Origin of the sequence: Natronomonas salina, assembly GCF_013391105.1 — an archaeon.
In the GTDB taxonomy this organism is placed as follows: Archaea; Halobacteriota; Halobacteria; order Halobacteriales; family Haloarculaceae; genus Natronomonas; species Natronomonas salina.
The window spans coordinates 463274-485075 of record NZ_CP058335.1 but is presented as its reverse complement, the minus strand read 5'-3'; the positions used below and the strand labels follow the sequence as shown (position 1 = coordinate 485075).

At 68.1% G+C, this 21802-nt stretch carries 20 protein-coding genes and 1 pseudogene; 14 read left to right on the top strand and 7 right to left on the bottom strand.

Translation table 11 applies throughout. The annotated features are described in order from the left end of the window. Positions 1-13: 13 nt before the first annotated feature. The 3 genes from HWV07_RS02755 (at position 14) to HWV07_RS02745 (ending at position 3234) form a co-directional block, all read left to right on the top strand. Complete coding sequence (locus HWV07_RS02755) at positions 14-841, top strand: MBL fold metallo-hydrolase (protein WP_178332833.1); 828 nt, start codon at positions 14-16, stop codon at positions 839-841. 74 nt (positions 842-915) lie between these two features. Then, positions 916-2274, top strand: coding sequence for an apolipoprotein A1/A4/E family protein (locus tag HWV07_RS02750; protein ID WP_178332832.1), 1359 nt, complete (start codon positions 916-918; stop codon positions 2272-2274). 84 nt (positions 2275-2358) lie between these two features. Beyond that, positions 2359-3234, top strand: coding sequence for a phosphoribosyltransferase HisG-related protein (locus HWV07_RS02745; protein ID WP_178332831.1), 876 nt, complete (start codon positions 2359-2361; stop codon positions 3232-3234). Here the strand turns inward: HWV07_RS02745 and HWV07_RS02740 are convergent. Beyond that, positions 3231-3926 (bottom strand): helix-turn-helix domain-containing protein, encoded by a 696-nt coding sequence (locus tag HWV07_RS02740; protein WP_178332830.1) that lies wholly within the window; start codon positions 3924-3926, stop codon positions 3231-3233. The genes HWV07_RS02745 and HWV07_RS02740 overlap by 4 nt on opposite strands. A 246-nt stretch (positions 3927-4172) precedes the next feature. Between HWV07_RS02740 and HWV07_RS02735 the strand changes: the two genes are divergently transcribed. Together HWV07_RS02735 and HWV07_RS02730 are read left to right on the top strand one after the other, a co-directional pair. Then, positions 4173-5444 carry a YncE family protein gene (locus HWV07_RS02735; protein ID WP_178332829.1) on the top strand — a complete coding sequence of 424 codons (1272 nt, stop codon included), beginning with the start codon at positions 4173-4175 and terminating at the stop codon, positions 5442-5444. A 74-nt stretch (positions 5445-5518) separates the two neighbouring features. Then, complete coding sequence (locus tag HWV07_RS02730; protein WP_178332828.1) at positions 5519-7828, top strand: DEAD/DEAH box helicase; 2310 nt, start codon at positions 5519-5521, stop codon at positions 7826-7828. Between the two features lie 15 nt (positions 7829-7843). Here HWV07_RS02730 and HWV07_RS02725 read toward each other — a convergent pair whose 3' ends face one another. From HWV07_RS02725 to HWV07_RS02710, 4 genes are all read right to left on the bottom strand, one after another. Next, positions 7844-9040 carry an FAD-dependent oxidoreductase gene (locus HWV07_RS02725; protein ID WP_178332827.1) on the bottom strand — a complete coding sequence of 399 codons (1197 nt, stop codon included), beginning with the start codon at positions 9038-9040 and terminating at the stop codon, positions 7844-7846. A 45-nt stretch (positions 9041-9085) separates the two neighbouring features. Further along, positions 9086-10627: a glycerol kinase GlpK gene (glpK, locus tag HWV07_RS02720; protein WP_178332826.1), complete on the bottom strand. Its 1542-nt coding sequence runs from the start codon at positions 10625-10627 to the stop codon at positions 9086-9088. Between the two features lie 400 nt (positions 10628-11027). After that, positions 11028-12062: a tyrosine-type recombinase/integrase gene (locus HWV07_RS02715; RefSeq protein ID WP_178332825.1), complete on the bottom strand. Its 1035-nt coding sequence runs from the start codon at positions 12060-12062 to the stop codon at positions 11028-11030. Then, complete coding sequence (locus tag HWV07_RS02710) at positions 12052-12471, bottom strand: DUF5805 domain-containing protein (RefSeq protein WP_178332824.1); 420 nt, start codon at positions 12469-12471, stop codon at positions 12052-12054. Before HWV07_RS02710 ends, HWV07_RS02715 begins: the two co-directional genes overlap by 11 nt. 1363 nt (positions 12472-13834) lie before the next feature. On the opposite strand from HWV07_RS02710, the pseudogene HWV07_RS02705 reads away from it, so the two are divergent. The 3 genes and pseudogenes from HWV07_RS02705 to HWV07_RS02695 form a co-directional block, all read left to right on the top strand. Beyond that, positions 13835-13984 (top strand): annotated as a pseudogene (locus HWV07_RS02705) (ATP-binding protein); the annotation flags it as partial. 111 nt (positions 13985-14095) lie between these two features. Next, positions 14096-14779, top strand: coding sequence for an AzlC family ABC transporter permease (locus HWV07_RS02700; RefSeq protein ID WP_178332823.1), 684 nt, complete (start codon positions 14096-14098; stop codon positions 14777-14779). Positions 14780-14813: 34 nt separating this feature from the next. Next, a complete protein-coding gene (locus tag HWV07_RS02695) occupies positions 14814-15074 on the top strand; it encodes an AzlD family protein (RefSeq protein ID WP_425487814.1) in 261 nt (86 codons plus the stop codon). Here the strand turns inward: HWV07_RS02695 and HWV07_RS02690 are convergent. After that, complete coding sequence (locus HWV07_RS02690) at positions 15071-15472, bottom strand: DUF7124 domain-containing protein (protein ID WP_178332821.1); 402 nt, start codon at positions 15470-15472, stop codon at positions 15071-15073. The two genes, HWV07_RS02695 and HWV07_RS02690, sit on opposite strands and share 4 nt — an antisense overlap. Positions 15473-15678: 206 nt before the next feature. Between HWV07_RS02690 and HWV07_RS02685 the strand changes: the two genes are divergently transcribed. Beyond that, positions 15679-15894: a hypothetical protein gene (locus HWV07_RS02685; protein WP_178332820.1), complete on the top strand. Its 216-nt coding sequence runs from the start codon at positions 15679-15681 to the stop codon at positions 15892-15894. A gap of 68 nt (positions 15895-15962) precedes the next feature. Here HWV07_RS02685 and HWV07_RS02680 read toward each other — a convergent pair whose 3' ends face one another. Beyond that, positions 15963-17114, bottom strand: a complete 1152-nt coding sequence (locus tag HWV07_RS02680) for an ABC transporter ATP-binding protein (protein WP_178332819.1) — start codon at positions 17112-17114, stop codon at positions 15963-15965. Between the two features lie 435 nt (positions 17115-17549). Here HWV07_RS02680 and HWV07_RS02675 point away from each other — a divergent pair, with 435 nt between their 5' ends. The 5 genes from HWV07_RS02675 to HWV07_RS02655 are packed head-to-tail and all read left to right on the top strand — an operon-like array spanning position 17550 to position 21734. After that, entirely contained in the window at positions 17550-18293 is a 744-nt protein-coding gene (locus HWV07_RS02675) for a beta-ketoacyl-ACP reductase (protein ID WP_178332818.1), read from the top strand. A gap of 1 nt (position 18294) precedes the next feature. Further along, the gene (locus HWV07_RS02670; protein ID WP_178332817.1) at positions 18295-19866 is read left to right on the top strand and encodes an acyl-CoA carboxylase subunit beta; all 1572 of its coding nucleotides are present in this window, start codon (positions 18295-18297) and stop codon (positions 19864-19866) included. A 2-nt stretch (positions 19867-19868) separates the two neighbouring features. After that, positions 19869-20201, top strand: coding sequence for a DUF8022 family protein (locus HWV07_RS02665; RefSeq protein WP_178332816.1), 333 nt, complete (start codon positions 19869-19871; stop codon positions 20199-20201). Between the two features lie 19 nt (positions 20202-20220). Further along, positions 20221-21375 carry a thiolase family protein gene (locus HWV07_RS02660; RefSeq protein ID WP_178332815.1) on the top strand — a complete coding sequence of 385 codons (1155 nt, stop codon included), beginning with the start codon at positions 20221-20223 and terminating at the stop codon, positions 21373-21375. Next, complete coding sequence (locus HWV07_RS02655) at positions 21372-21734, top strand: Zn-ribbon domain-containing OB-fold protein (protein ID WP_178332814.1); 363 nt, start codon at positions 21372-21374, stop codon at positions 21732-21734. The genes HWV07_RS02660 and HWV07_RS02655 overlap by 4 nt, the downstream gene beginning before the upstream one ends. The last annotated feature ends 68 nt before the right edge of the window (positions 21735-21802 follow it).

The following is a 21802-nucleotide window of genomic DNA, read 5'->3' as shown; positions in this document are numbered from 1 at the left end:
CGGACTCCGTACCATGACGGTCCACTCCGACTGGGGCGACTGGCTGCCGAGGGCGGTCGCCGACGCCGACCCCGAGGGGCTGCGGCTCTGGTACCTGGGTTGCAACGGCTTCGTGCTGAAGGCCGACGACGGGACGACGGTGTTCGTCGACCCGTACCTCGGGACCGGAGACCCGCCGCGGACGGTCCGGATGGTCCCGGTGCCGTTCGACCCGGCGGACGTCGTGGAGGCCGACGCGATCCTGGCGACCCACGACCACTCCGACCACGTCGACGGGCCGTCACAGGCGCCGATTCTGGAGGGGACGAACGCCACCTTCTACGGGGCGGAGCCGTCCGTCGAGACCGCCAGCGGGTGGACGGACGAGTACGACGTCGACGACGAGGACCTCGTGACCGTCGAGGAGGGCGAGACGCTCGAGATCGGCGCGCTGACGGTCTCGGTCGAGCCGGCCCACGATCCGGACGCCGACCATCCCGTGTCCTACGTGATCGAACACGACGCGGGGACGTTCTTCCACGGCGGCGACGCGCGACCGAGCGACGACTTCGAGGCCGTCGGCGACCGGTACGATATCGACCTCGGCGCGCTCGCGTTCGGTTCAGCGGGCATGATTCCGGACAAGGAGACTCGCGAGCCGAAACTCACGCAGTGGTACTCCGACGAGAACATGATCGCGGAGGCGGCCCGACAGCTGGAACTCGACCGACTGCTGCCGACCCACTGGGACATGTGGAAGGGCCTCACCGCCGACCCCGAGGCGCTGCGACACCACGTCAGGAGCTTCGAGCACCCGCGAACGCTCGAGATACTGGAGATCGGCGACGAGACGGACGTCTAGAACCGACCTACCCCGAGGGCTCAGTCCCTTTAGTTCCCGCATAAGTTTATCAGGCGGAAGTTGCATTACCAAGCATGAGCAACGCCGACCCCGAAGAACTCGTGACAGCGTCCAGCGACGGTGTCTCGGTCGAGAAGTCGTTCGAGCCGGACGACTTCCCCGTGCCGGCGATCACCTTCGTCATCCGCGCGGACCGCGAGGAGACCGTCTCGGTCCGCCTCGTCGACACCGTCCCCAGCCACATCCCGCCCGAGGACATCGGCTTCCACCCGAAGTTCGGCGCGGAGTTCTGGGGCGTCGAGGGCGACACCATCGTCTTCGAGCGGGAGTTCGAACCCGGAGAGGAGTTCACGACCATCTACGGCCTGCGCGGGGGCGGCTCCGACGACGTCGAGCAATTCATGACCGAACCGGCGATCGAGAACGTCGACCCGCCGCTCGACGAACCCGAGGAGGACGTCGAGGACGAATCGGCCGACGCTGCCGCCGCGGAGACCGCCGAGACCGGCGACGACATCGCGGACGCCGTCGACGGGGTCGAGACTGACCCCGACGCCGAGCCGGACGCCGGCGAGGCCGACGAGACGCCGGCCGACGCGGGCATCGAGGAGGCCGAGGACACCTCGATCGACCTCCCGGACCCCGAGGAGGAGACCGCGGGAGCGGCCGCCGGCGCTGCGGCGGCCGGCGGCGCGTCGACGGGGATCGAGGCGGAGAACCTCGTCACGGCGCTCGCCGACGAGATCCGCTCCGGCGACGTGGACGACGACGCGGTCGACGACCTGCGCGACGCCCTCGGCGTCGACGACGCGTCCGGCAGCGAGGAGGCCCGCATCGACCACCTCCAGTCCAAGGTCGCGGACCTCGAGGCCTACACGGACGCCCTCGAGGAGTTCCTCGACGAGAACGGCGACGCCCAGCAGCTCATCGCCGACGTCCGAGGTGACATCGCGGACACCGAGGACCGCCTCGACGCCGTCGAGACGACCGCCGAGTCCGCGGAGCGGACGGCCGAGTCCATGGAGGACCGCCTCGAGGCACGGTTCGAGGACCTCGAGACCCGCGTCAACGAGGGCCTCAGCGACGTGGAGGTGCGCGTCGACGAGAAACTGGCCGACGTCGAGGACCGCGTCGACGAGGCCCTCGAGGACCTGGACGACGTCGACGAGGTCGTCCAGGAGCAGCTGGACGAGGAGCTCGACGATCTCTGGTCGGCCGTCGACGATGCCGCCAGCGAGGCCGACGAGGTCGCCAGCGAACTCCGCGCGTTCCGCCAGGAGGTCGACGAGGACACCACCGAGCGCGTCGCGGAGCTGGAGACGGAGGTCGAGGAGCTCTCCGAGGAACTGGAGGACGTCGCCGAGATGCGCGACCGCCTCGCCAGCGCGCTCGGCGGGCTCGCCCCGCAGGACGACGCGGACGACGAGAACTGACGAGACCGCTCCGGTCGACACCCGTTTTCCGCCGCGTTCGCGCGAACCAGTTCGGTTTTATCCGTCGAGGGCGACGTCTCGACAATGACGACGATTCGCGTCGCCGTGCCGCGGAAGGGCCGGCCGCTGGAGGCCGTCCTCGAACGGGTCGCGGCGCTCGCGGCCGTCGAGGACGTCGCCGACGAGGTGGCCTCGACGCTCCGTTACGAGAAGGCGGTCACCAAGGGCGACCAGGCGGCCGACCGCGACGTCTACGAGCGGCTGGCCGACTACAGCGACACCGACCCCTACGCCCCCGAGTACACGCTCCTTCGCGACGCCCGCCCCGGGATGCCCCGCCGGGTCGTCTTCGACAGCCTCACCGTCGACGCCGGCGAGTACGACCTCCAGCTGGTCGGCCGCGAGGAGCCGTTCCGCGCCCTCCGGAAGCACGAGTTCGCGCTCGGCTTCGACGCCGCCGACCTCGTCCTGGAGGAGGTCGTCCGGCTGGAGCCCGACCCGCTCGCCAGCCTCGCGGAGCTCAACGACCGGATCGACCAGCAGGACACCGACGTCCGCGTCGCGGGCGGCCTCGGCGACACGGTCCACCACACGCTGCTCGCGACGCCGGACGTCGCCGAGGACCCGAGCCGTGAGTTCGTGGACGACTACGAGGGGCCGCTGTGCATCTCGCCCCGGTACGAGCGGCTCGTCCGGGCCGTCCTCGGGACCCGCGCGATGGAGGGCGTCGAGTTCCGCTACCCCGACGAGCGCGAGGAGGAGGCCGCCATCTCGTCGGTCGGCGTCGGCATCTACCTCACAGTCACGGGCTCGACGGCCCGCGACCACGGCCTCCGCGTCGGCGAGAAGCTGTTCCCCAGCGAGACGGTGCTGCTCGAGAACCCCGCCGAGAGCGACGCCGCCGACGAGGACCTCGCCGGGCGGCTCGTCGACGGCCTGGAGACCTCGCCGATCACCTAGCGTCGAGCCACCGCCGGTTCGCGGTCGACCGGCGCGACCTCCCTGACTAACTGCCGTTCGACCTTCCTGAGGTGCTCTCCGACCGTGGTGGCGCTGCAGCCGACGATCTCCGCGACGTCGTCGTAGGTGGCCCGACGGGGGTCGTCGTAGTAGCCCGCCTCGATGGCCGCGAGCAGCACGTCCTGCTGTCGGGCGGTCAGGTTCGAGAACAGCCGCTCCTGTTTCGGCTGGTAGTTCCCGGTCCGCTCGACGGTCACCTGCGCGCTCTCGGGCGCATCGGCGAACAGCTCCTGCATGACGCTGGACTCGCCGATCAGGGTCAACTCGAGTTCGTTGTCGGCGGTGAACTCGATGGGCGTGTCGACGACGATGCTGTAGTTGTCGGCGACGTCCAGGAGGTCCGCGACGACCGAGGCCGTGGTGTCGTCCTCGGGGTCGACGTGCGCCCACACCAGCGTGTTCTCACCCACGGCGGTGGTCTCCCGGCGCATCCCGGTGCCGTGCTCCTCGAGGATGGCGTCGATGCGCTCCTTGGGACCGACGACCTCGTAGAGGATGACCGCCGTCCCGTCGGCGAGGCGGTTGATGTTGTGGATCGGCCCGTGTCGGAGCTGTGGGTCCTCGGCGATGTACCGGTCGACCGGGTGGAACCAGCGCTCCCCCGGTCGCACTCGGAGTTCGACGAACCGCATACTGGGAGGGACCGCGTACACCACCAAGTTTGTACCTCCGCGAATCTCCCCCGCTTTAAGCCGGGCGGGAGCCGGAGTAGTCGCCGCCGTCGTATCCAGGTACGTACGGGATACGTATCGAGGATAAAGCGTCTCAGTTGGACGGCACAACGACCATCCGTCCGTTCGGTCCATTGGGTCCTGTTCGGAGAACGCCGGTCGCCTCTCGCGACCGCGATGCGAGTACCCGATCGACCCCCACTGACCATGACCGACGACAACGAGACGCCAGCGGTGCGTCGCAACGACCGGAGAACGACCCGAGGTACTGCCGAGGAGGAAGCCAGCCGGGGCGGAACGGCCGCCTTCACCCGCCGGAACGTCATCCGGTCGACCGCCGGCGCCGTCGGAGTAGCCGGACTGACCGCGTCGGCCGGCGGGAACGGATCGGCGACCTGCGAGGTGATGGCCACCTGCAACGCGGCCGACGGCTCGGTGAGCCTCGTCGACGCCAGCACCCACGAGCACATCGAGACCGTGTCCGTCTACCCCGACGAGGACGAGGAGGACGCCCTCGAGGACGCGCTGGTCGACCAGGTCGAACCCGAGATCATGAACGCCTGGGCCCGCGAGAACTACATCGAACACGTCAACGTCTCGCCGGACGGCCGGACGCTGTACGCCTCCCGGGGCCACGTCGGCGACGTGGTCGCCGTCGACGTCGAGACCGGCGAGAAGCGCTGGGAGACGGAGCTCCCCGGCATCCGCGCCGACCACCAGAAGCTGGGCCCGGACGGCCGGTACGTCTACACCTCCGACATCGCCGTCGACCAGATCCACAAGATCGACGCCGAGACCGGCGAGATCGTCGCTTCGGGCGACGTCCACCAGCACCCACACGGCATCCACTACCACCACCTGCCGGCCTTCGACCGGGAGGTCCTCGTCAACGGCAGCCTCGGGAACATGGTGCTGCCGGACCACGAGACCGGCGACCCGTTCCCCCATCGGCTCACGTTCCTCGACCCCGAGTCGATGGAGACGCTCCGGACGGCGGAGTTCGAGGAGGGCGTCCGGCCCATCGCGATCACCCACGACGGCCGGAAAGCCTACGTCCAGATATCCTACTTCCACGGCTTCCACGAGTACGACATCGACGCCGACGAAATCACGCGGACGGTGGAGCTCCCGCAGACCGAGCACGTCCCCGAGGACGAGGGCGACTACCCGCTGCAGTCCGCCCACCACGGCATCGACATCTCCGGCGACGGCGAGTACGTCTGCGTGGCCGGCACGACGTCGTGGTACGTCGCCATCGTCCGCCGCTCCGACTTCGAACTGGTCGATACGATCGAGGTGGGCGAACACCCCTACTGGGTCCGGACGGCGCCGGACGGCGAGCACGCGTTCGTCCCCGTCCGCGGCGAGGACGAGGTGGCCGTCATCAACTACGAGGCGGCGAAGGAGGTCGGTCGCGCGTCGGTCGGCTCCCAGCCGCACGTCACCGAGTACGGGGCGATCCCGCGGGACGTCCTGTGAGGGAACCGTCGGCGGACCGACGAGGACCGCCCCGGACCCGCAACCGTTAGGGCCGCCGACCCACAACGGGCGGCGTGGACGAGACCGTCGCCTGGCTGCGGGACCGACCGTACTACGAGGGGCAGATCCGCGCCCACGAGGTGCTCGAGGGTGGCGAGGCGAACTTCGCCGACGTGGAACTCGACTCCCGCCTCGAATCCGCCCTCGAGGACCGCGGCATCGACCGGCTGTACGCCCACCAGGTCGACGCCATCGAGGCCGTGAGGGACGGCGACGACGCCGTCGTCGCGACCGCGACCGCCAGCGGCAAGAGCCTCGCGTACACCGTGCCGGCCTTCGAGCGGGCGCTGGACCGCCGGGCGACGACGCTGTACCTCGCCCCGCAGGTCGCGCTCATCAACGACCAGACGGAGACGCTCTCGGAACTGGCCGGCGACCTGGGGTTCGCCAGCGGCGTCGACGTCGCCCAGTACACCGGCCGACAGTCCAGAAGCGAGAAGGCGAAGATCCGGGAGCGACAGCCCACGGTCCTGCTGTGCACCCCGGACATGCTGCACTACGGGCTGCTCCCGCACGCGCGTCGGCTGTGGAAGTGGTTCTTCGAGCGGCTCGAGACCGTCGTCGTCGACGAAGTTCACGAGTACCGCGGCGTCTTCGGCAGCCACGTCTCGCTGGTCTTCCGCCGCCTCGCGCGCATGTGCGAGGAGTTCGGAGCCGACCCCGAGTTCGTCTGCTGCTCGGCGACCATCGGCAACCCCGTCGAACACGCGGCGACCGTCACCGGGCGGGACCCCGACGGCGTCCGGCTGGTCGACACCGACGAGAGCGAGTCGGGTCCGACCCACTGGCTGCTGTGGAATCCCCCGGAGTACGGCGGCGACGGGTGGGGTAGCGGTCGCCGGAAGTCCAGCCACACCGAGACCGAGCGACTGTTCTGCGACCTCGTCTCGAAAGGCTACCAGACGCTCGTGTTCACGAGCGCGCGGCAGACCGCGGAACGCTACGCCTCCCAGAGCGCGAAGACCCTGCGGGACCGCGGCGAGCACGACCTCGCGAGGAACGTCGAGGCCTACCAGGCCGCGCTCACGAACGAGCGCCGCCGCGAGATCGAGGCGGGCCTCCAGTCCGGCGAGGTCCGCGGCGTCTGGAGCACGAACGCCCTCGAACTCGGCGTCGACATCGGCGGACTGGACGCCGTAATCCTCGACGGCTACCCCGGGACCCGGATGGCCGCCCACCAGCAGGCGGGCCGAGCGGGCCGCGGCACCGACCCCTCGCTCGTCGCGATGGTGGCCGGCGAGGACCAGCTCGACCAGTACCTGATGAACAACCCCGGGGACTTCTTCGACGGCGCCCCCGAGAAGGCGGTCACCAACCCCGAGAACGACCGCATCCTGCCCGACCACGTCCGGTCGGCCGCCGACGAGTCGTGGCTCCGCCCCGAGGACGACCGCTACTTCGGCGAGGGGTTCCCCGACGTCGTCGCCGACCTCACCGAGCGGGGTCACCTCTCCCGAAGGGAGACGAGCGAGGGCGTCCGGTGGCTCCACGACGGCTCCGGACCGCAGTACGATACGAGCCTCAGGACCATCGACGAACGGGAGGTCCAGCTCCTCGGGCCGGACGGCGACACGCTGGCGACGCTCTCGTTCGGCGACGCGCTCCGGGACGTCCACCCCGGCGCCATCTACCACCACCAGGGCCGGACCTACGAGGTGACGGACCTGGACCTCCGGACCGACGTCGCACAGCTCCAGAACACCTGGGCCGACTACTTCACCCGGACGCTCCACGACAAGGAGATCACCGTCGAGGAAGACCTCCACGAGCAGACCCTCGACACCCGGCCCGACGTGACCGTCCGGTTCGCCGAGGTGGAGATGCGCAAGCAGATTACCGGCTTCCAGCGCTTCGACAGCTCCAGCGGCGAGCCCCTCGAGACCGTCGAACTCGACCTCCCGGAGACCAGCCTCAACACGCGCGCCTTGTACTTCGCGCTCCCCGAGGACGCCGAGCGCACCCTTGAGGAGGGCGGCGACCTCCCGGGTGGCATCCACGCCGCCGAGCACGCCATGATCTCGATGTTCCCAACGACGGTGCTCTGCGACCGCCGGGACGTCGGCGGGCTGTCGACGCCGCTGCACCCACACACCGGCGCCGCCACCATCTTCGTCTACGACGGCTACCCGGGCGGCGTCGCGCTCGCGCGGACGGGCTACGAGGACGTCGAGGGACTAATGTCCACAACCCGCGAAATGCTTGGAAGCTGTCCCTGCGAGGACGGCTGCCCCGGCTGTGTCCAGTCGCCGCACTGCGGGAACGCGAACGACCCGCTCGACAAGGGACTCGCGACGGAACTGCTGGATATCCTCCTGAACGAATAACCGTCAGCCACAGGACTACTTCTCGACGACGTCCGCATCCGCGGGATTGCCCGCCTCGAACGTCTCGACGAGTTCGTCGACGGTTCGGGCGTCATCTGCCGGAAGAGGTTCGTCCGCGGTCCGACTCGATTCGTCGACGCCCAGTCGCTCACAGACCGAGTCGGCGACGGCCTCGGCCATCAGCCGGTAGGTGGTCAGCTTCCCGCCGGTGACGGTCGTCATGCCCGGCCGACCGTCCTCGGCGTGGTCGAACACCTGGAACGAGCGGGTAGCGGCCCGGCCCGTAGCTCCGGCGTCGTACAGTGGCCGGACGCCCCAGTAGACGTCCTCGACGGCCGCGTCCGCTACGGCCGGGAGCATCGCGGCGCCCTCCGCCAGCATCCGGTCGACGGCAGCCTCGTCGGTCGGATGGTCGTCCGGGTCGACGACGGGCGCACTGGTCGTCCCGAGGACGACGCGGTCGGCGTGGGGGACCGCGATGTCGCCGTCGCCCGGTGGCCGACAGCGGTTGACGACCCGGTCGACACCGGCGAGGTCGACGGCGACCATCACGCCCCTCGTCGGAGCCATCGGGACGTCCAGTCCGGCGAGGGCCGCGACCTTGCCCGCCCAGGCGCCGCCGGCGTTCACGACGTGGTCGGCGGCTATCCGCCCAGCAGAGGTCTCGACGCCGATGACGCGTTCGTCCTCGACGACGACGTCCTCGACGGGAGTCCCGATTCGTAGTTCGGCGCCGTGGCGTCGGGCGCTCTCGGCCGTCGCTGCGACCAGTCGCGAGGGGTAGAGCACTCCGTCGGGGACCCGGAACCCCCGCTCGACGTCGGCGGACAGTTCGGGCTCCATCTCGCGTGCCTCTGTGGCCGAGAGCTCCGTCGCCGGGATGTCGAGTTCGCGGCACGCGTCACGCCGCTGGGCGAAGTGTTCCGGGTCGTCGTTCGCCAACTGGACGAACAGGCCGCCCGTGGCCTCGACGGCGACGCCGCCGATCTCCCGCAGGATTCTGTTCTCCCGGATGCAGTGGGACGCGCCCTCCGGGTCGGCCGTCGCGTACCGGGCGCCGCTGTGGAGGAGGCCGTGGGAGCGCCCCGTCGTGCCGGCGCCGAGGCCGCCGCGCTCGCAGAGCGTCACGTCGACGCCGCGCATCGCGAGGTCCCGCGCGACGCCGACACCCGTCGACCCGCCCCCGACCACGACGACGTCCGTGTCTGACATGCCTCGCGGTAGGGACAGCCCCGTATTGAGACTGGGGATGTCGCCTCAGGCGTCGTCCTCCCGGGCCCAGTCCAGCGAGCGCTCGACGGCCTCGCCCCAGCGTTCGTACTTCCGGTCGGCCTCCGCGCGGTCCATCGACGGTTCGAACCGCCGGTCGACCCGCCAGTTCTCGCGGAGTTCGTCGACGTCTTCCCAGTAATCCGCGGCCAGTCCCGCGGCGTACGCCGCGCCGAGGGCCGTCGTCTCGTCGACCTCCGGTCGGGCGATGTCGGTCCCGAGGACGTCGACCTGGAGCTGGCAGAGGAAGTCGTTCTTGACCGCGCCGCCGTCGACGCGGAGCTCGGATATCTCGATTCCGGCGTCGGCGGTCATCGCCTCCGCGACGTCTCGGGTCTGGTAGGCGATGGCCTCCAGGGTCGCGCGCACGAGGTGGGCCTTCCCGGTGTCGCGCGTCAGCCCGACGACGGTCCCGCGGGCCCGACCGTCCCAGTGTGGCGCTCCCAGCCCCGTGAACGCCGGGACGACGTAGACGCCGCCCGTCGAATCGACGCTCCGGGCGAGCCGCTCCGTATCACCGGGTTCGTCGATGAGGTCGACGTCCTCGAGCCACTCGATGGCGGCGCCGGTCGCGAAGATGGAGCCCTCCAGGGCGTACTGGACCGGTTCGCCGGACCGCTGGAAGCCCACGGTCGTCAACAGGCCGTGGTCGCTGTCGACCGCCTCCGTTCCCGTGTTCATCAGGAAGAACGAGCCGGTCCCGTAGGTGTTCTTCGCGTCGCCGGGGTCGAAGCACGTCTGGCCGAACAGTGCGGCCTGCTGGTCGCCGAGCGCGGCCGCGACCGGGACCTCCGTACCGAGGAAGCCGTCGGCGTCGGTGTATCCGTAGTAGTCGGCGTCGCTCGACGGACGCACCTCCGGCAGCATCGCCGGGGGGACGCCGAACTCCGCGAGCAGGTCGTCGTCCCACTCGAGGCGGTGGACGTCGAAGAGCATCGTCCGGGCGGCGTTCGTCACGTCGGTGACGTGCTCGCCGGTGAGGTTGTAGATCAGCCACGAGTCGACGGTGCCGAACAGCAGTTCGCCGTCAGCCGCTCGCTCCCGCACGTCCTTCCCGTCGCCCCGGTCCGTCTCGATGGGATCGGCGTTGTCCAGGATCCACTCCACCTTCGTCGCCGAGAAGTAGGCGTCCACCTGCAGGCCGGTTTTCTCGCGGATCGTCCCGGCGAGGCCCGACGCCTCGAGTTCCTCGACCCGGTCGGTGGTGCGTCTGTCCTGCCAGACGATTGCCGGGTAGATCGGCTCGCCGGTCGCGGCGTCCCAGACGAGGGTCGTCTCCCGCTGATTCGTCACGCCGATCGCGGCGAGTTGGCTGGCGTCCAGTCCCGCCGCGTCGAGTGCCTGCCGCGTCACCTCCTTCGTGCGCGCCCAGATCTCGAGGGGATCGTGCTCGACCCACCCCGACTGGGGGTAGTACTGTTCGTGTCGCTCGTAGGCCTCCGCGACGACGCGCCCCCCATGGTCGAAGACCATGAAACGGGTGCCGGTCGTCCCCTGGTCGATCGCGCCGACGTAGGTGCCCTCGGCCATGGCGGCATCTCGGCGCCAGACCCGTTAGTTGCTCCGACGACGGTTTGTCATCTGGCCGATAGTTAGACGAAAACGAGCCGACGCCCGGCCTGAGCGATTCGCGGGCAGTTCGCTCGATCGCCAGTCGAGTCGGCTCCTGGACGAGTCGGACCGAGCGGGCAGGGAGTGCCTGTAGAGCCGTTCCTCCGTCTCATTTCGAACAAATCGACCCAGAAACCTCGTAAGACCATTCTATATAGCGTTATATGGTTTATGGGTTGTGGATGTGACGCCCCGCCGAACGGTAAGATATCACACCTGTCAGATTTATTTCCCGGGGTTCCCGAATTCCGGTGGTCCTCGAAAACTCGTCGATCGACCTTCTCGCTGCGCCTCGCGGCGTAGAAATGCGTCGAGAGCGCTACAGCAGCGAGTAGATGTTCGACTCGTAGACGTCCCGGACGCGATCGCCCCAGTTGTGGGTGTAGGTATCGATGATGTCCGTCGCGACGTCGCCCCGGAGGTACTTCACGACGCCTCTATCGCCGGTCCTGTCCCGGAGGTGCGTCGTGAAGAAGTGCCGGAAGTAGTGGGGCGTGACGTTCTCTTCGGCGTCGCCGCCCTCCCTGTACCAGCCCCGCTCGCCGGCGCGCTCGGCAACCACGCCCCGGACCATCGAGGGCGTCGCCCGTTTCCCCCACTCGCTCGTCGAGCAGAACAGCGCCGGGGAGTCCGTATCCGGTCTGATGGCCAGCCAGGCCTTCAGTAGACGCTTCAGTTCGTCGTCGACGGGCACGACGGTGTCTCGCTTGCGCTTGTTCGAAGCCGTCCGCTCCTCGCCGTTGTACACCTCGCCTCTGGATGGATCGCTCGGAACGTAGACGGAGTCAGGACGACCGTCGAGAGCGCCGCGGGGGTCCACCGGATACGCCTCCCGTATCTCCGGGTCGTCCAGATAGACGTCCCGCAAATCGAGGTTACAGCACTCGCCGACACGCATCCCGGTCTTCAGCAGCGTGCCGACGACGGCCCGCTCGAGCGGGTGGCCCAGGTCGGCGACGAACGACCGCATCTCCGCGACGGAGATCTCCCGCCGCGCGGGGTCGGTGTCGATGGACTCGTCCATCTCCTCGGTGACCAGCGCCATCGGGTTCGAGTCGAAGGCCCCGACCTGGGTCATGTAGGCGTAGAACCGGTGGACGTAGGAGGCGTAGGAGGCGACGGTGCTGGAGGCGTGCTCGCCGCGCAGCGAGTGCACCCAGGCCATACACTCCCGCTGCGTGGCGGCCTGCAACGTCGCCCCGCGGTCCTCCCGGACGAACCGCTCGAAGTCCCGCAGCACCCGCTCGTAGGCCGCGCGCGTCCGCTCGGTCCGCCCGTGGAAGGTCATGTCCTGCAGGAAGTACGACACCGGGTCGTCGGGTGACGGACTGCCGGCGCGCTCGTCAACGCCCATCGTCCACCACCGTGTAGCCGCCGTGCCGGCCGCTGTACCTGATCCGGTCGTCGGCCTGTAGCTCCTCGAGCGTCTCGTCGAGTCGCTGCTCGATGTCGTCGGTGACTCCGGCGACCAGTTCGTCCCAATCGGCGAACTCCTCGGCACGGAGGACCTCGAGGACACGGTCTTCCAGGCCCTCTCCCCCAGGGGTAGCGTCCAGAGAACCGCCTTCCGCAGGATTACTCGCTTCGGTACTTAAAGAACGGCCGTCCGTATTTAAAGAGAAGCTCCGTCTGCCCGCCTGGACCATCGATCGGACGTACTCCGCCTGGCTCATGTCGAGTTCGTCGGCCTCCGCCCGCCACCGTTCACGCTGGTCCGACGACACGTAGGTCTGCACCGAGACTCGATCGCCTTCGCTGCTCATAGGACCGCCGACGAACCCGTCCCATATCAATCTACGTCAGACATCACGATAAAGACCCTTATCACTCTAAGTGCATTGGTAATGACGGGTGACTAAGTGATTTATCAATATATCTAAATCGCCAGATTCTCCTCTACTGCAACTCAGGCGATATAAAATATGGGTGCTAGCAAATTACCCACGTCAATAATTACCACGATAAGTCACACCTATCAACATCGCCTCTGGGATTCTGCCGAGGAGCCTAACTCTTCATCGGTCATGATACACTGCTCTGATTTCGACTATCTCGATAATCGTAGTCGGAGCCGATCAGCTCACTAATCTAGATTGTCGGAAATTGAACTCGCCACTCACATCCTACACTAAGAACAGCTGTGTCCCAGTCCGGAGGTCGCCTACTTCGATGATGTCCATCACTCGTTGTCGGAGAATCTGTCTCGCTGTCCGGGATTAGAAGTGCGCATCTCCCGAAGCTCAATGGGGAGAACAGTGATCTGTCTCGTAACTGCCATCGATCACTGGACGTCTTCTCAGTGGGGGAAGCCAGTCACAGCAGGTACTTCCAGTAGCACCAGACTCTCGACCCTGCTTTCGCTAACAGTATCGAAGAACAGCTATACAAGAATTGACCAGCGGTCAAGACTGGGCTTACGGGCAGATCAACCTCCACTGAAACACATCTGTAGATGATTAGAGTGGGCTTCGAGTGTGGGAGGCTCCCGAACGCAGACGCGTCGCCGCTCGAACCTTCTCTGAGGCGAGGCGCCCAACCGCAAGCCTATCCTGGGGGTAATCTTGCCCGCACTACGTGAGAACTCTACTCAGGATGGGGCACAGCCGGAGCTGGCCCAGCAGATCGACCTCCGGAAGTCGCATCCAGGTAGCCAGCATCCCGCTAGAAGAACGTCCAGAGTGATGTTCTGTTGCTGATGGGGTTCCTACCCCTCGCCGCTGTCTTCGACGGTCGAACGAGTCTACTCGCTGCCGCTCTGTACTGCTGGTACTACGGTTCTGGACTCTCGTCTGCGGTTCAAACCAGTAGCATCAGAGGCTCCCCCATCCGGTCTTCTGCAACCGGCCAAATCGGCTGCCACGAGTATGGCAGGAAAAATATGATTAGTACGTGTCACGAAGGCTCTGTCGGAGCCCCCTACTCATAAACCATATGCCGATATACACAATGGCTCTTCGAGCGATTGTCGCAAATACGACGCGAGACGGCCCTCAACACCCCCTGATCGGGGGTTCGGAATCTTTCTGAACTGGCTCACGTGCTCCTCAATCGTTCGGCCAGCGCTGCGAGCGTTTCCCGTGCCGATTCGCGAACGGAGCAATTATTATCCCGAACAACTCTCAAGATTCGTCGGGCACCGGCATCGGCCTGGTGCTGTGCAAGCGGGTCGTCGACCGCCACGACGGCGAGATCTGGGTGGAGTCGGAGCCGGGCGAGGGGTCGACGTTCCACGTGGCGCTCCCGCCGGCGTCGACCGGGTCGCCCCGGGACGGCTGAGCGGCGATCGGCGAGTGGCGTCGTCGGAGTCGGTCGGGTCGCAGTCGGGCGATTGCCAGTGGTACTCACACTCCCGGAACGACCAAACGGGAGCCGGTGAGACTGTACCGTATGTCGGTCTCCTTCACTCGGTCCGGCGTCGTCGCGGGGTTCCGGACCTGCCTGCCGGTGGCCGTCGGCGTCGGCGGTTACGGCATCGCCTTCGGCGTCCTCGCCAGGCAGGCCGGGCTGTCGGTCGCCGAGGCCACCCTGATGAGCGCGGTGGTGCTGGCCGGCGCTTCCCAGCTCATCGCCGTCGAGCTGTGGGACGCGCCGCTGCCCGTCCTCGCGATCGTCGTCACGACGCTGATCGTCAACCTCCGGTACGTCCTGATGAGCGCGTCGCTGCGGCCGTGGTTCAAAGAAATCTCTCCCGCGCGCGCGTACGGGAGCCTGTTCTTCGTGACCGACGAGAGCTGGGCGCTCTCCATCGCGGACCTCCGCGAGGGCGCCGGCCGGGGGGCGTTCCTCCTCGGGGCCGGCCTGGCCATCTGGGTGCTGTGGGTGGCGACCACCGCCGCCGGGGCGGCCGTCGGCGGGGTCATCGGCGACCCGCAGCGCTACGGACTCGACTTCGTGCTGTCAGCCATCTTCGTCGCCATCGCGGTCGGGCTGTGGCGGGGCCGCGAGGACCTGCTCCCCTGGGTCGTCGCCGCGGGCGTGGCGGTCGTCGGGGCGGAGGCGCTCCCCGGCCGCTGGTACATCCTGCTGGGCGGCGTCCTCGGGAGCGTCGTGGCGGTGGTCCGCCGTGGTTGACCTCGACCCGCTGGTCGTCGGCGTCGTCGTGGCGATGGCGCTCGTGACCTACGCCACGAAGGCCGGCGGCCTCTGGCTGCTCGGCCGCGTCGACGTCGGCGAGCGGACGGAGGCCGGCCTCGATGCGCTCCCGGGGGCCATAATCGTGGCCATCGTCGCGCCGGAGCTCGTCGACGGCGGACCGCCGGAGTGGACCGCAGCGGCGCTGGCGGCGGTGGTCGCCTGGAAGACCGAGAATCTGCTGGCCGCGCTCGTCGTCGCGATGGTCGCCGTCGTCGCACTGCGGTCGCTCTAGGGCCAGTCGTCGCGTTGCCGGCTGGTCCCCCCGGACCCGCCGGGCTGTTCGGTTTCGGTGTCCTCCGGGGCGAGCGCCCAGCCCGCTTCGGCCGCCGCGTTCGCGACGGCCTGGCGTTCCCAGCCGTCGGGCGCCGCGTCGGCCTCGGCTGCGACGAACACGAACCGGTCGGTCTCGAAGTGCTCGAGGAGGTGCGAGAGCGTCTCGGCGGCCGGTTCGCTCGCCGGCTCGAAGTCGTTGCGGACGTGGTTGTCGCGCGTGAACTTCGTCAGGACGTACGGCGGGTCGTCGGTGACGACGCCGACGTGCTCGCTCCAGGTCCGGGCGTCGGCGACGGCGCCCTCGGGGTCGGCGAGCCGCCGGAGCGCGGCCAGTTCGAACGCCAGCGTGAGACTCACGGTCGCAGGTCGACGGTGCACGGATTTGAGCCTTGCTCTCCGGCAGTGGCCGCCGGGCGGCGAACGCTGCTCTAGCATGAACGTTTATTATGGATGCCGTCCCAGACGTCGATACGCGATGTCCACCTCGCCTGTACGCGTACGCGTACGCCCCTGATTCTCCGGCAGTCGCATCGCCGTCCGATCGTCTCGCGCCCACCACACCAATGCAGTCACCAGACACCACCGACGCACCCATCGTCCCGAACGTTACCGACCCGACCGACGACCAGTCTCCGAACGACCGGATGCGGTCGCTGGCCTCCGACGGAGGCCGCCGTCCCCCGGAGCGGCCCTTCGACCGTCCGCCGCGGACAGACCACGCGACGCCGTACACCCGCGACGAGGCGGAGATCGAACCGCTCGTCTCTGACCTCCGCTGACGGACCGCTCGGAACAGCCGGAATCGCTCTAGAAGAGCCGCACCGTTATCATCGGCCGCGGGGGTCGGCTACTGGCCGGACCGGCCGCCGTCGGCCATCTTCCGCTCGCCCCGGGGGAACCACGCCAGTTCGTGGTCGGCGTCCAGGCCGACGTGGACGGGGTCGTCCAGCGACACCTCGTCGGCGTGGTTGTGCATGCAGCCGACGACGTCGCCGGAGTCGATCTCCACCCGGTAGAGGACGGTCGGACCGAGGTACCGCCGGTGGACGACCTCGCCGTTCGCTTCCGCGGGGTCGGCCGGCCGAGCGTAGACGTCGTCCGGACGGACCATGACGTCGATGTCGCTGCCGACGTAGTCGTCCGTGAGGCCGTGGACTCGGTCCAGCGGGACGCAGCCGACGCCGGTCTCGACGCAGTCCGGTTCGACGTGGCCGGAGACGAAGGAGGCGTGCCCGAGGAAGCCGGCGACGAAGCGGGACTTCGGCTGCTGGAAGACCGCTTCGGGGGTGCCGACCTGTTCGATCTGGCCGTCGTGCATCACGGCGACCCGGTCGGAGATGGACATGGCCTCCTCCTGGTCGTGGGTGACCGATATCGCGGTGACGCCGGCCTCCTTGAGGATCTCCCGGACCTCCTCGCGCATCTCCACGCGGAGGTCGACGTCCAGGTTCGAGAACGGTTCGTCCAGCAACAGCAGGCTCGGTTCGGGCGCCAGCGACCGGGCGAGGGCGACCCGCTGCTGCTGGCCGCCCGAGAGTTCCCCCGGCGGCTTGTCGCCGTGGTCGACGAGGCCGACGAGTTCGAGCAGGTCGTCGACGCGCCGCTCCCGTTCGTCGGCGGGCCACTCCTGGATGCCGAAGGCGACGTTCTCGCGGGCCGTGAGGTGGGGGAACAGTGCGAACTCCTGGAAGACCACGCCGACGTCGCGTTCCTCCGGGACGACGAAGTCGTCGCCGGAGACCGGCTGGCCGTCGAGACGGACGGTTCCCTCGTCGGGCCGCTCGAGGCCGGCGACGAGCCGTAGCGTGGTCGTCTTGCCGCACCCCGACGGCCCGAGCAGCGTCAGGAGTTCGCCGTCCTGGACGGAGATCGAGAGGTCCTGGATCACGGCGGTCCCGTCGTAGGACTTGCCGACGCCGTCGAGTTCCAGGACGGTCCGGTCGGACCCCGGGAGGTCCACGCCGGCGTCGGGGGTGGCATCAACAGTATCGCTAGACACGGCGGTCACCTCCGCGTCGGTCGAAGGCCGACGGATCCGCGCTCATTGGTCTCCTATTGTTTAGGCAGACCAAAAATACCTTCCGTTCCGGACGTGGGTTCCGCTGGTTACCAGTCGCGTCAGGAATATTATTGATATTATGTTTTCTCCCTGCGAGGGACGAACGCCGAAGGGGAGGTGTGGAGTTCTCCCCCCTTTTTCCCGATTACTGACCGTGTGTTTGAATGGCATACTATTATGTCGATTCCGGGAGTAGGTCTCAGGGCGTAGGAATCCGGCGGCCGACCATGGGAGGCCGAAAGTGTATGTATATCGTACGAAAAATATTAGGATGTATCAGGGGAACTATTATAGAATCCTGCGCACCGTTTAACGAACGAAGCAGGGAGTGGAATCACCCCCAGGGGCGTGGGTGTCCCCTCCGCGAAGCCAACCATGACACTGGAAAACCGAACCTGCGTCGTCACGGGCGCATCGAGAGGTATCGGACGCGCGATAGCCGAAGAGCTCGGCGACCACGGTGCCGACGTCGTCGTGAACTACCGGTCCTCCGAGGGGGAGGCACACGAGACCGCCGAGGCCATCGAGGAGGCCGGCGGCAACGCCGTACCGATCAAGGCCGACGTCTCCGACATGGCCCAGGTCGAGGCGATGGCCGAGAAGACCCGGGAGGCGTTCGGGCCGGCGGACGTCCTCGTGAACAACGCCGGGATGACCGTCGACAAGAAGTTCGACAACATGACCCGCGAGGACTGGGACCGCGTGATGGACGTCAACCTCGGCGGCGTCTTCAACTGCAGCAACGCCTACTTCGACGACCTCAGGGACGCCGACGAGGGGCGGCTCATCAACATCTCCTCGGTCGTCGGCCAGCAGGGCAACTACGGACAGGCCAACTACGCGACCACCAAGTCGGGCCTCTTCGGCTTCACCCGGACCCTCGCGCTCGAACTGGCGTCCGAGAACTCGACGGCGAACTGCGTCGCGCCAGGGTTCGTCCAGACCGACATGCTCGAGACCGTCCCCGAGCGCGTCCAGGAGAAGATCCTCCAGCGCATCCCCCTCGATCGCTTCGCGACGCCGGAGGACATCGCCGGCATCGTCCGCTTCGTCGCCAGCGAGGACGCGAGCTACATGACCGGCCAGATCCTGGCCGTCAACGGGGGGATGGAATGGTAAGATGAGCTCCGACGTCGAACCCGACGTCGAGACCGACGACCCCCTCGAGGAGCTCCGGCGACGCCGCGAGGTCGCCAAGAAGGGCGGCGGCGACGAGCGCATCGAAAAGCAACACGAGAAGGGGAAGCTGACGGCCCGGGAGCGCATCGAGTACCTCCTCGACGACGACTCCTTCCGGGAGATCGACCCGTTCGTCGAGCACCAGTCGACGAACTTCGACATGGACGAGAAGAAGTACCCGGGCGACGCCGTCGTCACGGGCTACGGCGAGGTCGAGGGGCGGAAGGTGTTCGTCTTCGCCCACGACTTCACGGTGCTCGGCGGCTCGGTCGGCGAGGTCGTCGCCGACAAGATCACGAAGGCGATGGACCGCGCCGTCGACGCCGGCGTCCCCATCGTCGGACTGAACGACTCCGCGGGCGCGCGCATCCAGGAGGGCGTCGATTCCCTGGTCGGGTTCGCCCGCATCTTCAAGCGCAACACCGACGCCTCCGGCCTGGTCCCACAGATCTCGGCCATCATGGGTCCCTGCGCCGGCGGCGCGACGTACTCGCCGGCGCTCACCGACTTCACGTTCATGGTAAACGACACCGCCCACGCGTTCATCACCGGGCCGGACGTCATCGAGACGGTCACCGGCGAGCAGGTGTCGATGAACGAACTCGGCGGCGCCCGCACCCACGCCACCACCTCCGGCGTGGCCCACAAGGCCTGCGCGGACGAGGAGGAGACCCTCGACAACATCCGGCGGCTCCTCTCGTACCTGCCGCAGAACAACATGGAGGACCCCCCGGCCGTCGACTCCTGGGACGACCCCGAGCGCGACGCCGCCGTGGGCGACATCGTCCCGCAGGCGCCGAAGAAGCCCTACGACGTCATCGACGTCGTCGACGAGCTGTTCGACGAGCGGTCGTTCTTCGAGGTCCACGACGGCTACGCCCGCAACGTCGTCACCGGGTACGCCCGGCTGGACGGCAAGCCCGTCGGCGTCGTCGCCAACCAGCCCCGCGTCAACGCGGGCACCCTCGACATCGACGCCTCCCAGAAGGCCGCCCGGTTCGTCCGGACCTGCGACTCGTTCAACGTCCCCATCGTCACGCTGGTCGACGTCCCGGGGTTCATGCCCGGGACCGACCAGGAGCACAACGGCATCATCCGTCACGGTGCGAAGCTCATCTACGCGTACGCCGAGGCGACCGTCCCGCTGCTCACCGTCATCACGCGGAAGGCCTACGGCGGCGCCTACATCGTGATGGGCTCGAAGGAGCTCGGCGCCGACGTCAACTACGCGTGGCCGAGCGCCGAGATGGCGGTGCTGGGGCCGCGCGGCGCGGTCAACATCCTCTACCGCGACGAGCTGGAGGACGCAGACGACACCGAACGCCGCCGCCAGGAGCTGATGGAGGAGTTCCGCGAGGAGTTCGCGAACCCCTACAAGCCCGCGAAGCGCGGCTACGTCGACGACGTCATCGAGCCGAACGACACCCGACGCCGGCTCATCGACGACCTCGAACTGCTCGACCGGAAGCGCGAGGACAGCCCACCGAAGGACCACGGAAACATCCCCCTCTGACAATGCCAGAACTCGAATACGAACCCCAGACGGAATCGGACGCCGACTCCGGCGCGGCGCCGGCCGACGGGGCCGGCCCGACCGTCGTGGACGTCCCGACCGACGCCGGGAGCGCCCGCGTGACACTGCCGGCCGACGCCGACGCCGACGAGGTCGCGGCCCTGGTCGCCGCGGTGGCGGCCCGGCTCCGCGAGGACGGCCCGGAGGCGTCGTCTGCGCCCGAAGAGTCCGAGCGGTGGTGCCTCGCCGGCCGCATCGGCGCGCGCCGCCGGTACGAACTGCCCCGACAGTGCCGCCGCGGAGGTGAGTGGAAGGCGGCCTCGCGGTGCCCGTGACACCGCTTCCACGAGACCGATGACGGACGTAGCCGTAATCGGCGCCTCGATGACGAAGTTCGGACAGCGCGACGAGTGGGTCCTGGAGCTGCTGTCCCAGGCCGGCGAGCAGTGCCTCGAGGACGCCGGGGTCACGCCCGACGAACTCGACCACCTGTACGTCTCGAACATGGCCAGCGGCGAGTTCGAGGGCCAGACCGGCGTCCCGAACGCCCTGGCCCACGACCTCGCGGCGATGCCGGCCTACACCCAGCGGGTCGACCAGACCTCCTCGTCCGGCGGCGCCGGCATCTACGCCGCCTGGCAGTCGGTCGCCAGCGGGGCCTCCGAGATGACCATGCTCGTCGGCGGCGAGAAGATGACCCACTGCACGACCGGCGAGTCGACCGACGTCATCGCCTCCATCACCCACCCCGTGGAGTACAAGCAGGGCGTGACGCTGCCGTCGTTCGCGGGGCTCACCGCCCGGCTCTACCTCGATACCTTCGACGCGCCGCGGGAGAGTCTCGCGAAGGTAGCCGTCAAGAACCACGAGAACGGGACCCGGAACCCCCATGCACAGTTCCAGAAGGAGATCGACGTCGAGACCGCGCTGGACTCGCCGATGATCGCCGACCCGCTGCGGCTTTACGACTTTTGTCCGATCACCGACGGCTCGGCGGCGCTCATGTTCTGTCCGGCCGACGTGGCCGACCAGTACGCCGACGAGTACGCCGTCATCTCGGGGATCGGCGGCGCCACGGACACCCACGTCGTCCACGAGCGCGCCGACCCGACGACGATGGGCGGCGTCGTCGAGTCCGGCAAGCAGGCCTACGAGATGGCCGGTCTCGGGCCGGACGACATCGACGTCGCGGAGCTCCACGACATGTTCACCATCCTCGAGTTCCTCCAGATGGAGGGCCTCGACTTCGCCCCGAAGGGCGAGGCCTGGAAGGAGATGGACGAGGGCACGACCGAGATCGACGGCGAACTGCCGATCAACACCTCGGGCGGCCTGAAGTCGAAGGGTCACCCCCTCGGCGCCTCCGGGGTCGCACAGGGCTACGAGATATACAAGCAGGTCGTCGGCGAGACCGGCGACCGGCAGGTCGACGCCGACGCGGGCCTGGCCTGCAACGTCGGCGGCTTCGGCAACTGCGTCACCACCGCCATCTTGGAGGGTCGACGATGACGATGGAAGCCTACCGCTACGAGGACGGATCGATCACCTACCCGGGCCACCCCATCGGCCCGGACGGCGGCGAACCGGTCGAGACGGTCGACCTCTCGGAGTACACCGGCGAGGTCGTCACCTGGACGACCTCCTACGCGACGCCGCCGGGGGTCCGCGAGCCGAACACCCTCGCCATCGTCGAGTTCGACGTCGACGGCTCGCCCGTCAGGGCGCTCGGGCAGGTCACCTCCGACGACGTCGAGATCGGCGACGAGGTCGAGCCGGTCTACTGCGAGGAGCTCAGAGAGCCCGGGGCAGGGATCCGGGAGCCGGAGAGCCAGGAGTGGGACGGGTACCGATTCGAGCCGAAAGGGTGAGCGCGTCGGCGCGAAGTGTCGGCTCGAATCGGATTGAAGGACCGACCCAGTGAGTGCGACGGCGTGAA

Bases quoted from the DNA above. Each gene is read 5' to 3' on its own strand.
- HWV07_RS02755 (WP_178332833.1), top strand. From the start codon at position 14: ATGACGGTCCACTCCGACTGGGGCGACTGGCTGCCGAGGGCGGTCGCC.
- HWV07_RS02750 (WP_178332832.1), top strand. From the start codon at position 916: ATGAGCAACGCCGACCCCGAAGAACTCGTGACAGCGTCCAGCGACGGT.
- HWV07_RS02745 (WP_178332831.1), top strand. From the start codon at position 2,359: ATGACGACGATTCGCGTCGCCGTGCCGCGGAAGGGCCGGCCGCTGGAG.
- HWV07_RS02740 (WP_178332830.1), bottom strand. From the start codon at position 3,926: ATGCGGTTCGTCGAACTCCGAGTGCGACCGGGGGAGCGCTGGTTCCAC.
- HWV07_RS02735 (WP_178332829.1), top strand. From the start codon at position 4,173: ATGACCGACGACAACGAGACGCCAGCGGTGCGTCGCAACGACCGGAGA.
- HWV07_RS02725 (WP_178332827.1), bottom strand. From the start codon at position 9,040: ATGTCAGACACGGACGTCGTCGTGGTCGGGGGCGGGTCGACGGGTGTC.
- glpK (WP_178332826.1), bottom strand. From the start codon at position 10,627: ATGGCCGAGGGCACCTACGTCGGCGCGATCGACCAGGGGACGACCGGC.
- HWV07_RS02715 (WP_178332825.1), bottom strand. From the start codon at position 12,062: ATGGGCGTTGACGAGCGCGCCGGCAGTCCGTCACCCGACGACCCGGTG.
- HWV07_RS02710 (WP_178332824.1), bottom strand. From the start codon at position 12,471: ATGAGCAGCGAAGGCGATCGAGTCTCGGTGCAGACCTACGTGTCGTCG.
- HWV07_RS02700 (WP_178332823.1), top strand. From the start codon at position 14,096: ATGTCGGTCTCCTTCACTCGGTCCGGCGTCGTCGCGGGGTTCCGGACC.
- HWV07_RS02695 (WP_425487814.1), top strand. From the start codon at position 14,814: ATGGCGCTCGTGACCTACGCCACGAAGGCCGGCGGCCTCTGGCTGCTC.
- HWV07_RS02685 (WP_178332820.1), top strand. From the start codon at position 15,679: ATGCAGTCACCAGACACCACCGACGCACCCATCGTCCCGAACGTTACC.
- HWV07_RS02675 (WP_178332818.1), top strand. From the start codon at position 17,550: ATGACACTGGAAAACCGAACCTGCGTCGTCACGGGCGCATCGAGAGGT.
- HWV07_RS02670 (WP_178332817.1), top strand. From the start codon at position 18,295: ATGAGCTCCGACGTCGAACCCGACGTCGAGACCGACGACCCCCTCGAG.
- HWV07_RS02665 (WP_178332816.1), top strand. From the start codon at position 19,869: ATGCCAGAACTCGAATACGAACCCCAGACGGAATCGGACGCCGACTCC.
- HWV07_RS02660 (WP_178332815.1), top strand. From the start codon at position 20,221: ATGACGGACGTAGCCGTAATCGGCGCCTCGATGACGAAGTTCGGACAG.
- HWV07_RS02655 (WP_178332814.1), top strand. From the start codon at position 21,372: ATGACGATGGAAGCCTACCGCTACGAGGACGGATCGATCACCTACCCG.